10 protein-coding genes are annotated in these 12,892 nt (G+C 42.5%); 4 read left to right on the top strand and 6 right to left on the bottom strand.

The annotated features are described in order from the left end of the window. The first annotated feature begins 167 nt into the window (after positions 1-167). Positions 168-1,028: a metallophosphoesterase gene (locus tag QN079_RS05230; RefSeq protein WP_010747797.1), complete on the top strand. Its 861-nt coding sequence runs from the start codon at positions 168-170 to the stop codon at positions 1,026-1,028. A gap of 134 nt (positions 1,029-1,162) precedes the next feature. Next, a complete protein-coding gene (locus tag QN079_RS05225; protein ID WP_010747796.1) occupies positions 1,163-1,336 on the top strand; it encodes a hypothetical protein in 174 nt (57 codons plus the stop codon). A 28-nt stretch (positions 1,337-1,364) separates the two neighbouring features. Here the strand turns inward: QN079_RS05225 and QN079_RS05220 are convergent, their stop codons facing one another. Together QN079_RS05220 and QN079_RS05215 are read right to left on the bottom strand one after the other, a co-directional pair. Then, positions 1,365-3,122, bottom strand: coding sequence for a metal ABC transporter permease subunit (locus QN079_RS05220; RefSeq protein WP_005225531.1), 1,758 nt, complete (start codon positions 3,120-3,122; stop codon positions 1,365-1,367). Position 3,123: 1 nt separating this feature from the next. Next, positions 3,124-3,846, bottom strand: a complete 723-nt coding sequence (locus tag QN079_RS05215; RefSeq protein ID WP_010747795.1) for a metal ABC transporter ATP-binding protein — start codon at positions 3,844-3,846, stop codon at positions 3,124-3,126. Between the two features lie 574 nt (positions 3,847-4,420). On the opposite strand from QN079_RS05215, the gene QN079_RS05210 reads away from it, so the two are divergent. Beyond that, positions 4,421-5,929 (top strand): flavocytochrome c, encoded by a 1,509-nt coding sequence (locus QN079_RS05210; protein WP_289230486.1) that lies wholly within the window; start codon positions 4,421-4,423, stop codon positions 5,927-5,929. 89 nt (positions 5,930-6,018) lie between these two features. On the opposite strand, the gene QN079_RS05205 is transcribed toward QN079_RS05210, so the two are convergent. The 4 genes from QN079_RS05205 to ganS form a co-directional block, all read right to left on the bottom strand. Next, a complete protein-coding gene (locus QN079_RS05205; RefSeq protein ID WP_010747792.1) occupies positions 6,019-8,085 on the bottom strand; it encodes a beta-galactosidase in 2,067 nt (688 codons plus the stop codon). Between the two features lie 9 nt (positions 8,086-8,094). Continuing rightward, complete coding sequence (gene ganQ / locus QN079_RS05200; protein ID WP_010747791.1) at positions 8,095-8,949, bottom strand: galactooligosaccharide ABC transporter permease GanQ; 855 nt, start codon at positions 8,947-8,949, stop codon at positions 8,095-8,097. A 3-nt stretch (positions 8,950-8,952) separates the two neighbouring features. Continuing rightward, positions 8,953-10,188, bottom strand: coding sequence for a carbohydrate ABC transporter permease (locus tag QN079_RS05195; protein WP_016608233.1), 1,236 nt, complete (start codon positions 10,186-10,188; stop codon positions 8,953-8,955). A gap of 139 nt (positions 10,189-10,327) precedes the next feature. After that, complete coding sequence (gene ganS / locus QN079_RS05190; protein ID WP_080646955.1) at positions 10,328-11,599, bottom strand: galactooligosaccharide ABC transporter substrate-binding protein GanS; 1,272 nt, start codon at positions 11,597-11,599, stop codon at positions 10,328-10,330. A 254-nt stretch (positions 11,600-11,853) separates the two neighbouring features. Here ganS and QN079_RS05185 point away from each other — a divergent pair, with 254 nt between their 5' ends. Next, positions 11,854-12,852 (top strand): LacI family DNA-binding transcriptional regulator, encoded by a 999-nt coding sequence (locus QN079_RS05185; protein WP_010747788.1) that lies wholly within the window; start codon positions 11,854-11,856, stop codon positions 12,850-12,852. Positions 12,853-12,892: the final 40 nt, after the last annotated feature.

The raw sequence follows: 12,892 nt of genomic DNA, 5'->3' as shown, positions 1-12,892 counted from the left end.
TCTAGGATACAAAAGTCGGCTATTACAGCCTCTTTTGTATCTTTTTTTTATGGAAGAAACAAACGAAATACGATGGATATTTTTTGTTATTTTTGCTTTCGCATGATTGCTTTTTTTGTAAGAATCTACTATGCTAGAAACTAGCAAATCAAAAAAGGAGCCACGCCATGTACACCCTCATTCTTATTGCATTCCTCCTTACGGGCTTGCTAGTTTACTCCTTTATTATTGAACCGCATCTTCTCAAACAACGGCACTACCTCATAAAAAAAGACAAGCGCACCGTCTTAGATATTTCAAAGGCTTACGATCTTTATCAAGCAGAAAGCAATCTCGTGATCGCCCATATCAGCGACCTTCATTTTTCTCGTTGGTACAAACCACGGCGAATGAATCGCATCATTCGATCAACGATCCAAAACAAGCCGGATCTGATCATCATCACGGGGGATCTGATCGATAATTATAAAAAATGGCCGCATCGTTCAACCAAGCGACTGATCGAAAAGCTGAAAAAATTGCAAGCGCCTCTGGGTAAGATCGCAGTTATGGGGAACCATGACCATTTGAATGACGGGCATTACTTTGTTAAGGAAATATACCAGCATGCAGGGTTTACCTTACTTGATAATGAGTCGGTTTTTGGTTCTGATGACAAGACGTCGATGAATATTGTCGGTATCGATATAGAAAGTCCGAAAGTCAGTTTTACCTATGAAGCAACCTTAGCAGAATGGCAGCTGCTTTTGCTCCATGAACCCGATTATGTTTCTCGGATCACCAATCTGCCAAACTTCGACTTGATTCTTTCTGGCCATAGCCATGGCGGGCAGATTCGCTTGCCTTTTTATTATGCGAAAACCAAGGGCGCGTTGAAATATACCGATGGGCTCTACCTTTTAGGCAATGAGACCTTATTAAGTGTTTCCAGCGGGGTTGGTATGACCAAGATTCCCGCCCGACTCGGTGTCCCACCTGAGATCCTTTATTACCATTTAGAACCGCAACAGCAATTGAACGTTTCTTAACTGTTCATCGGTGCAATTGGGAAAAAATCAGCGACTCGTTTCAGCAAACGTTCGATTCGCTGATTTTCTTTTTTCGCCTACCGTGTTAAAATATACTAAATAAACACTTTTCAACAATTAGGAGGAACCAAAAAATGCTCATCTCGGGAACGCTTTGGTTTTTGATCGCCTTCTTCGCTTATACAGCCTATGTATACGGTCAGGGGTTGTACTTTCCTGTCATCGCTTTTCTTGCTGCTTTGATGGGCTGCGGATTTTATCTCTTTGCCTTTCTCCAGCACAAAAATACGACGAAAAAACATCCTTAGCCAGAACGAGCTAAGGATGTTTTTTGCATTATTGATTCAAGCCTTGATAAATCGTATCGAGATTCCACTTCATCATGTTATAGTAGCTGTCGCCTTCTTCTCCCGGCTCTGCAATCGAATCGGTAAAGACGGTTCCGAATATCGGAATACCTGCATCACGAGAAACACTTTGCATCGGACGAGTATTGACGCTGCTTTCGACAAACAAGGAAGCGACGGCTGAATTTTGCAGCTGATCCACTAAGTTCTTGATTTGCGCAGGGGTTCCTTCTTCTTCGGTATTGATTTCCCAGATATAGGCAGACGGTACACCGTAGGCTTTGGAGAAGTATTTGAAGGCTCCCTCACTGGTGACGATCAATTTCTTCTCTTCGGGAATCGATTGGAAGTTTTCCTTCGCTTGCTGATCCAGTTCTTCTAATGAAGCCAAGTAGCGTTCAAGGTTTTCTTCATAGAAAGAGCGATTGTCAGGGTCCTTTTCGCTCAAGCGTTGAGCAATGTTGCGGGCATAGATCATACCGTTTTCTAGATTTAACCAGGCATGAGGATCGGCTTTGCTGTGGTCTTCATCGTCAGAAAGATAAAGCACATCCACGCCATCACTGACGGCAAAGTAATCTTCATTTTCTACCTTATTGGCATTGTTCATCAATTTGGTAAACCAGCCATTGCCGCCAGTTTCTAGATTCAAGCCGTTGTAAAGGATAAGATCGGCATCGGTCGCTTTTCGAACATCTTCCACTAAAGGTTCATATTCATGGGGATCACGCCCCACTGGTACGATACTGTGAAGATCGATTCGATCACCGGCAATGTTTTCCGTAATATCAGCAATGATCGAATTGGTCGCTACTACTGAAAGTTTCCCTTCTGTTTGGGCCATCTGTCCGTTTTGCTGTGCCAAAAAGAAGCCACCAGCTACAGCTGCCGTTGCTAAAACCGCTGTCGCTGACCAGCGTTTGACTGGACTGGTCTTTTGTTTTGGTGAGAACAAAAAACCGATCACGAAAAAGGCTCCTGCGGTCAAAACGATACTTGATCCTGCGGCAATATTAAAGCTGTACCCGATAAACAAGCCAATAAATGAGGCGAAACCACCTAAAACCCCTGCGATGACCATCATATGCTTCAATTGTTTTGTATAAAGATAAGCTGTTGCTGCTGGAGTGACTAACAGAGCCACGATCAAGATCGTTCCGACGCTTTGCATCGCTGTCACTGAAACCAAAGTCAACAAGAACATCAATAAATAGTGATAGGCTTGCACTTTCATCCCAAAGGCCTTTGCCATCATCGGATCAAAAGACGTGATCAACAGTGGACGGAAGAAGAGGATGATCACTGCCAGCACAAGGATAGCGATAGCGATCGTCAGCCATTTGTCGCTGTCTTGCACCGCTAGCACATTCCCAAACAAAATGTGAAACAAATCAGTCGAACTATTTGCTACTCCAATCAAGATAACCCCTAAAGCTAGAAACGAACTAAAGGTGATACCGATCGCCGTATCGCTTTTGATCAAGCTGTTATTGGCGATATAGGTAATGATCATGGAAGCCAAGATCCCAAAGAAGATCGCCCCGACAAAAAAATGAACGCCGAAGATATAAGACAAGGCTACCCCTGGTAAGACCGCATGAGAGATTGCATCCCCCATCAAGGACATCCCTCGTAAGATAATAAAACAACCGATCACCCCTGCGACGATCCCGATCGCGACTGCCGTGATCAAGGCATTTTGCAAGAAATGATAGTTACTTAAACTCGTAAAAAAGCTTGTCAACATGTTAAACGCCTCCTTTCACGATGATCGCATCGCCAAATGTTTGCTTCAAATTGCTCTCGGTAAAGACTTCACTGACTGGTCCCGCAGCGATCAGGGTTTGATTGAGCAGAACCAAGTAATCAAAGTATTCGGTGATTTTCCCCAGATCATGGTGAACGATAAAAATCGTCTTGCCAGCATCTCGCAAGTTACGCAACAGGCCGACGATGATCGCTTCACTGGTGGCATCGATCCCTACAAAGGGCTCATCGAGGAAAATATAGTTGGCATCTTGCACCAACGTTCGAGCAATCAAGACCCGCTGAAACTGCCCGCCGGACAATTCCCCAATCTGACGTTCCGCAAAGGATTCCATTTCTACCGCTGCCAGAGCGGCTGTCACTTTCTGCCAATCGTTTGCCGACATCCTTTGGAACATGCCCATCTTAGGATACAACCCTAAAGATACGACTTCTTTGACTGTGATCGGAAACGTGTAATCAACCGCGGTCTTTTGTTCGACATAGGCAATTTCCTTTTGAAAGTCTTTTAACGCTTTTTTGTCGACACTCATGTTCCCACTGGAAGGGATCAATTTCAACGCCGCTTTAATCAGCGTCGACTTCCCCGCCCCATTTGGACCAATGATCCCTACGATCGACGGTTTTTCTACTTGAAACGACAAATCCGAGATCACTTGATGATCGCCATCATAGGCTGCGGATATTTCTGAAAAAGTAATCATTATTTCCACTCCATTTCCATAGTTAAGGATAGTTTATTTATTTTTTTAGGTAGACCTAACTTATTTTTATTATACAAGAAAGGATTTGTTTTGCAAGACAGTTCTCTTGATTTTTTTAAGAAACACCGCAGTTTCTTGGCAATGACTCTTGAAAACTAAGATTCTATCTTTATTTATTGAGTAAAAGTTGGTGCCCACAAACACGGATGCCATCAATTTCTCTCTATCTTTTGAGCGCAAAGCATTCGATTTATTCTTAATAAAAGAGATCATTCCTCGGCACCTCAGTGACGTACGTTTTTTCAATAACAGAAGAGAGGCGAATCAAAGCCTCTTCGCTTTCTCCCTTCATGATGAATACCAAACAAATCAAAGAATCAATAATTCTTCTATTTCCACAAATTCACGAATTCACTCTTTTTTATGATGACCAAGAAACCCTTTCATCTCGACTAAAACGCTTTATAAATTAAACTTTTCTAATTATTATGTGATTTTTCGAACAAAAGCTAAAAATAACATGACAACTATGTTAGTCTTTGATTTGGAAAAAGTTTTAGGAGGAATAAAAACAATGAAGAAAATTTTCCAAACACTATTAGTCCTAACCTCGTTAGCAACTTTGAGTGCTTGTGGCGCTGATTCACAAACAAGCAGCAGCTCAAGTACTGGTTCATCTGCTAATGAAGAAACAGATGCAACTTCTGCTGCATCTGGTCAAGAATACACAGACCCTAGCGAACTTGCAGACAGCTACGATGTCGTTATCGTCGGTGCAGGTGGCGCTGGAATGGCCGCTGCGATCCAAGCAAAAGAAGCTGGCGCAAACCCAGTTATTTTAGAAAAAATGCCAATTTCTGGTGGGAATACATTGAAATCTTCTGCAGGAATGAACGCTTCAGAAACCAAATTCCAAGAAGCAGAAGGCATCGAAGATTCAAACGATTTATTTTATGAAGAAACATTAGCTGGTGGTCACAACACCAATGATGAAGAATTGTTGCGCTACTTTGTGGATCATTCAGCAGAAGCAATCGATTGGTTAGATTCCATGGGTATCACTTTAGACAACTTAACAACGACTGGCGGGATGAGTGAAAAAAGGACGCACCGTCCATCGGATGGTTCTGCTGTTGGGGAATACTTAGTTGATGGCTTGATGCGCAACATCCATGAATTGGAAATCCCAATTTTTGTGAATGCCGATGTCAAAGAAATCAATGAAGAAGATGGTCAAGTCAACGGGGTGACCGTTGAAGTAGAAGGAACCGAACAAACCATTGATGCCAAAGCAGTTGTCGTTACAACAGGCGGTTTCGGTGCCAATTTCGACATGATCACCGAATACAAACCAGAATTGGCAGACTACGTGACAACGAACCAAGAGGGTTCGACTGGTGATGGGATCAAAATGATCGAAGCATTAGGTGGACAAACGGTTGATTTAGAGCAAATCCAAATCCACCCAACAGTGGATCAGTCTAAATCACTGTTGATCACTGAAGCTGTCCGTGGAGAAGGCGCGATCTTGGTCAATCAAGAAGGCGAACGGTTCTTCAATGAAATGGAAACACGAGACAAAGTCTCTGAAGCGATCATTGCCCTACCTGAAAAATCAGCAACGTTAGTTTTTGATGCAGGTGTCAAAGAACGCGTGACAGCCATTGATTTTTACGAGCAACAAGGGTTAGTCAAATCCGCTGACACGATCGAAGAATTAGCAAAAGAATTGGACATGCCAGAAGCAGCGCTTGCTGAAACGATCGCTACGTGGAACAGCAGTGTAGCTGCTGGTGAAGACGAAGCCTTTGGACGCAGCACAGCAATGGACAACGATTTGTCAACAGGACCTTACTATGCCATTGCCATCGCACCTGGTATCCACCACACGATGGGCGGCGTGAAGATCAACACCAACACAGAAGTGATCGCTACGGATAACGAGATCATTCCAGGTCTTTTTGCAGCCGGTGAAGTAACTGGTGGGTTGCATGGTGAAAACCGAATTGGCGGTAATGCCGTTGCCGATATCATCATCTTCGGACGCCAAGCAGGAACAAAAGCTGCCGAATTTGCGCAATAAAATTAAAACACTCTCTATAAAAAAGAAGTACTTACGTTTTTTTCATCAACGTAAGTACTTCTTTTTTCATATAATTGACACAATAGTTTTTATTGTTCTGGTGCTGTCACTTTGATAATCTGCACCTCATAAGGCGCCAACTGAAGCTTTTGGTTTGTCGTTTTTCCAGTAAGCAAATCGATTCCTGAAGTTGCTACCTCTACTTCTTGATTTTCTTCGGAAAAATTCATCACAAAATAATAGGTGGTCGGAGCGAGCTGCTCTTGCTGACTTTCTCTACTTTGAATCGACACGTTCGTTGAACCTTGACGGACCCACTCATTTTGTATGCGAAGCTGTTGTGTTACTTCTTGATAGAAGTCTTCCAAAAAGGCTTGATCCGTCCGTCCCCCAAGATAGTAGGCACTTCCTTCACCATAATCATTTACGGTCACTGCAGCTTGACCTTGATAAAAATCAGCACCGTAGACCCCTAACGTTTGGGCAGTGTTTGTTTGAACAACACTACAATAATCATGAATTTGGTACTGCTGCTCCTTCATTAAAAGCAGATTTTTTTGTTTCGGATATAACGTATCGATTTCTTTCACAGACACACCAAACAGTTCTTCTAACTCTTGGGGCCAGCCCCCTAAATAGGTCAAGTCCGTTTCATTTACGATCCCCGTCAAATAAGTGGAAACCAGCGTCCCGCCATTTTTCGTATACTGTTGAAACTTTTTCATAGTTTCTTTTGGTAAAAGGTAAAGCATCGGAGCGATGATCAATTGGTAAGAGTCAAAGTCATGGTCTTTCGTGATGACATCAACCGCGATGTCATGATCCCAAAAATAGCGATAATGCTCTTGCAACGTTTGTGGGTAGCGTTTGCTCTCCAAACCAAAACCTTGCGCATCATTGAGCGCCCAATTGTTATCCCAATCATAGATGATCGCCACTTTGGCTTTTTTGTGCAATCCTTTGATTTCTTTGATTTCTTCTAAGGCTTTTCCCACTTCTGCTACATCTTGAAAAACACGATTCTGTTCGTCGTTGTCATGGTCCACGACGGCCCCATGGAACTTCTCAGATGAGCCTCGAGATTTTCGCCATTGGAAATAAAGATTACTATCTGAACCGTGAGCAATAAATTGCATAGAAGACAACAGATGCATCCCAGGGCGTTTCGTGCGATTGACTGGATGCCAATTCACACCACTAGGGGTTGATTCCATGATCAAAAAGGGTTGCTTTTTCAAGCTACGGTACTGATCAGTGATAAACCCAACCTTACTTGCCAAATCAGCGGTCGTTCCCCAATCATTATGCCAAGCAGGATAACAATCCCAACTAATGACATCTACATGCTGGGCAAATTTTCCATAATCAAGGCTATAAAAGGGAATCAAATCTCGGGTATCTGCCATGAAATTCGTTGTGATCGGCACATCTGGAGACAAACGACGAATGTCTTTGATCTCATGTTCATAGAAATCAATGGTCTGATCGGTCACAAAACGATGCCAGTCTAGATTTAGTCCATGAACTTGCATTTCGCCGATCGGTGAAGGAGATTCGATTTGCGACCAATCGGTGATCGTATGGCTCCAGAAAGGTCCCCACCAGGCCTCATTCAAGGCTGCTAATGTTTGGTACTTCTGCTTGACCCACTGACGAAAGTTTTCTTGGCAAATGGGACAATGACAATCTCCAGAATACTCATTGGAAATATGCCACATCAATAGTGCTGGGTGATCGTGGTAGCGTTCAGCTAATTTCCGATTGATGATCGCCACTTTCTCACGATAGATCAGTGAAGAAAAGCAGTGATTGTGACGCCCGCCGTGTAACATTTTTTCCCGTTTTTCATTGGTCCGTAGAACTTCAGGGTATGCTTTAGACAACCAGGCAGGACGCGCGCCGCTTGGCGTCGCTAAAATGACGTTGCTGTTTCGTTCGGCGAGCTCATCCATGATTTTGTCTAACCATTCAAATTGAAACACCCCTTCTGCTGGCTCTAAGGCACTCCAAGCAAAAATACCAAGGGAAAATGTATTAGCATGAGCTTTTTCCATTAGTTCTAAATCTTTAGCTAAGATCTCGGGATAATTTAGCCACTGGTCAGGATTATAATCCCCACCATGTAAAAAGCGTTCTTCTAAGTTATATCTTGTCATCTTCTCTTCCTATCCTTTTGTGCCACCAGCGGTCAAACCGGAGACAAAATGTTTTTGTAATGCAATAAAGACGAGCGCGATCGGAATACTGATCAAAATAGCCCCTGCCGCAAAAGTTGTATAGCTGGCTCCCATTTTATCCGTGACTAATTTGTATAACCCGATGGGTAATGTATAGTACTCAGGATTACGTAAAATCACAGAAGACAGGGCAAAGTCTCCAAGTGGTCCAGTAAAGCCATTCATGGCAACGACTGCCAGCATTGGTCGTGATAAAGGAATCAAAATTTGCCAGAATATTCGCGTATTGCTTGCGCCATCTATCTTGGCACTCTCGTCTAAATCTAACGGGATCGAGTCAAAATACCCTTTCAATAAGTACGTGTTCATGGGAATCTGGCCCCCAACGTAAATCAAGATCAGCAACCAATGGCTATTGATCAAGCCGAGCATTTGCGCCAATACAAAAATTGCGATCAAGGCAGAGAACTGCGGAATCATTTGTAGTAGTAAGAACAGCATCAACCCATTTTTACGGCCTGTAAAACGAAATCGTGAAAAGGAATACGCCGTCATGGAGACAAAAATCAGTGACAAGAACATGGTGCATACACTGATTTTTAATGAATTCAAATACCATTGACTATAATAAAGCGAGTTGTCACCAGCAAACAATTTCGTGTAGTGACTTAATGTCGGACTCGTCGGAATCAAACTCGTACTTACTAAACTGTTCCCAGGATTAAAACTAGCACCGATCGTCCAAAGTAAAGGGTAGACGATCACTACTACCGTAAAAATCAGTACGAGATACGTCAAGGATAGGCGGACAAATTTTTGTTTCTTCATACTTGCTGCCTTCATATCTTATCCAACCTCCTTGAATGAATTTGTTCGGCGGAATTGCCATAAAGCAATCGCGATCACGACGATCGATAAGAGAATCGTCAACGCTGCTGCCAGTGCATATTGACTATTTTGCATCGTTAGCTTATAGATCCACGAAACCAAAATATCGGTACCACCAGCGGTCGAACCAGGAACTGCTGGTCCACCAGAATTAAACAGATAAATAATATTGAAATTGTTGAAGTTAAACGTATATTGCGTAATCAAAATCGGTGCCATTGCATAAAGCAGTAATGGCAATGTGATTCGGCGAAATTTTTGTAAAGCTGAAGCACCATCGATGGTCGCCGCCTCATACAAATCATCAGGAATGGATTGCAGCGTCCCTGTAGTCACGATAAAAATATACGGAAAGCCTAGCCAGCCTTGAATCAGTAGCAAAGCTAAGCGGGTCCAATTCGCACTCGTTAGCCAAGGAATCGGTGAAATCTGGAAGAAATTCAAAATCGAATGATTGATCGCACCAAAGGAATCATTGAACATTCCTGAAAACACCAAGATCGTAACAAATCCCGGAACTGCCCATGGGAGGATCAAAATCGTTCGAAAGAACTTTTTGAGTCGTAATTCTTTTTGATGCACCAGCACCGCTAAAAATATTCCGATAGAAACTTGTAACGTTGAGGCGATCAATGTCCAGATAACTGTCCAGCCCAGAACATTGAAGAAGGTACTACGCCAAATATCGACAGTAAAAATCTTCTTAAAGGTCTCTAATCCCACCCAATCTGCTAAATTGGCAGGTGCAGAATGATACAGATCATAGTTTGTAAAAGCTAACGCGATACTAAAGAGAATCGGAAAAATAACAGAAAACACGAGTAAGAAAAATGCTGGGCTACTCATTAAATAAGGATAGCCTTCTCTTAATAGTGCCTGGTAGCTTTCACGGATAGAGTTGACTGGTAGCTCATTGTCTCTTAATTCACCGTTTTTATAGGCATCACGGATGTTTAAATAATAGAACAACAGACCAAAACCGATGACGATCAAGGCAACTAATCCTTCTGCTAATAAAAAGATGGAATTGTCTCTCGGCACTTCCACGCCTAATGTCACGATGCCCCAAAGTCCCATATTAAATAAATCTTTAAAGACGACAAGATACATAGCAAAAAAGAAGAAAAATAAAGCGCCTTTGATTTTTTGCCGATTATAAAATTGACCGAATCCTGGTATGATCGAGAATAGCATTGCTCGTTTTGCATACGACTGCGTGTTTTTCACATTTTCGCCCCCTGTAAGAAAAAGCCGCTGACAAACGTTTCGTTCGGCCTTACTTGATTCCTAGTGATGAATGACCACCCGAAACGTTTGTCCTTAAGACGACTTTCTAGTTTTGAATTGCCGCAATGGCTGATTTGATCTGATCGACTGCTTGTGGTAAAGCTGTTTTCGGTTCAGCCTTTCCAGTAGCAATAGTTTGCAATGCGGCATCCATTGGTTCCCATACTGAATTCATTTCAGTGATCCCAGGCGTTAGTTCTGCGTGTTGGGACTGAGCGGCAATGGCTGCAGCACTTTCACTTTCTTGAACTGCTGGATCATCTGCCAATGAAGCAACCGCTGGTACTTCCTGTGTTTTTTCATAACGAACTTTTGAATTTTCTTCATTGCTGATAAATTTGACGAATGCTTCAGCTAATTCAGGGTTTTGGGAATAGCTACTTACGTTGTAGCTTTTGACACCGATAAAGGAGCCCATATGTTCACCATTGCCTAATAATGGCAATTCTTTCACACCATAGTCGATGCCCGCTTCTTTATATGGAGACAAGTTCCATGGTCCCGAGATGACAGCGGCAGCTTTTCCTTCCGTAAATAAAGAGTCCAACACATTGATTCCTTGTTCGCCGACCAATCCCGATGGAAAAACACCTGCATCATAAAACTGTTGGATATAGTCTGCCCCTTCGATCGCGCCTTCATTAGCTAATCCAATATCTTCAGGGTCATAGGATCCATCGGCATTCTCGCCAAAAACATAACCGCCATAACCGCTCAATACACCTTGTGCGTAATAAATTTGATCCCATAATGCCAGTAACCCATAACTGTCAGCATCTAAGACAGACTTGGAATACTCCAGCCACTCATCCGTTGTCTGTGGCAAGTCTTCTTCGGAAATTAGTTCTTTGTTATAATACAAAATTTGTGTTTCAACCGCTTTTGGTAAGCCGTAGACTTTTCCGTCAACGATTTGCGATTGCATTGCTGATTCTGTATACAGATCTTGTAGCGTTTGATCGACTGTTAATTCTTTCAACAAACCTTCAGTAACGGCTGTACCGATTTGATCGCCAGGAATCGTGATGACATCCGCACCTGTACCAGCGGGTCCATCCAATCGTAAATCTTCGATCTGTCCACCATAGGCTTTTTCGACCACTTTGATCGTCACATCGTGTTCTTCTTCAAATTGTTTGACTGCCTCTTCAATCCCAGCTGATTTTGCTTGGTCTTCCCAGACCAATAGATCATAGTCCTTATCGCTGCCACTATTTGCTGCAGTACTATCTGTCCCTTCACTTTGTGGACCGCAAGCACCCAATCCTAAAGCTGCTACACTTAAAAAAAGAACTCGAGACATTTTTTTCATCATCATTTCTCCACCTTTTCTTTATTTTGCAAACGCTATCTTCTCGTTTATAATAAATTATTTTACTTAATATGTAAATAGTTTTACTAAATTAATTTCTTCAACGGAGTAAATAAACGAATAAAATCAAGGTTTATCTCACAAATATTTTTTCAAAATACCACCACGCTCTGAACTTTCACTATGCAGTAAATATATTTAGTAAATTCATTTACTTGGTAAAGCTGTTAGCGTATACTAGAAGAAAGAGGTGAACAAGATTGGTTACAATAAAAAAAATTGCCGAGCAATCAGGCTTTTCACAAGCGACTGTTTCCCGATTATTGAAAGGCGACGAATCGTTGTCGATCGCAGCCGATACGCGTCAAAAAATTATTCATACCGCTTTATCACTAGGTTATGATCGCTCAAAAATAAAGACAACACTAGAAAAAATCGCCGTCCTTTTCTGGCTGACAGAACAAGAAGAGCTGCAAGATGTCTATTTTCGACAATTGCGTATCTCTTTAGAAAAATATGCGAAAATCAACAATTTGGAAATTCAACTGATCACCCATGAAGATGATGTTTTAGAAATACTGCAAGAAGTCGCCGGATTTATTGGGATTGGCTCTTTCACTGAGAAAGAAACGCAGCAGTTCAAATCCGTTTGCCCCTATGGCGTCCTTTTGGAAATCAACCCCTGTCCAGAGCTGTTCGATACGGTCAAACCTGATACTGATCGAATGACGCAACTGGCGATCGATCTATTTTTAACAAAAGGATACCGAAAGATCGGCTTTATTGGTGGTGCTTATCTAAATCCTGATACCCAACGTGCAGAAATGGATAGTCGCGAGGTCATCTTCCGTCAAACGCTGGCTCGTCGAGATGCGCTCGATGAGGCGTTCTTATTTAGTGGTGGCAATTTTTCCGTTGAAACCGGCTATCGTTTGGCGAAAAAAATGGTGGAATCCCTTGGTGACAATTTGCCAGAGGCGCTCTTTGTGGCTTCTGACACCATCGCAGTTGGTGTGCTCCAAGCGTTAAATGAACGATCCATCATCATTCCTGATCGCTTGGAATTAATCAGTATCAACGACAATGAGATCGCAAAATTTGTGGCTCCCCCTCTAACAACGTTTAAAATTGATGTGGAGGAAATCGCCAAAACCGCGATCGATTTATTGGTGGATCAGATCGTTCATCCTCGAGCGATCACCAAAACAGTCCTTTTAGGGGCTGAACTCATCGAACGAAAAAGCTTTACGCAAGCATAAAAAACGCCCCTAGAAAGTTTGAAAAAGCTAACTTTCTAAG

This window comes from Enterococcus sp. FZMF (assembly GCF_030263915.1).
Lineage (GTDB): Bacteria > Bacillota > Bacilli > Lactobacillales > Enterococcaceae > Enterococcus_D > Enterococcus_D casseliflavus.
The sequence above is the reverse complement of the archived record's forward strand: the minus strand, read 5'-3'. Positions and strand labels throughout refer to the sequence as shown.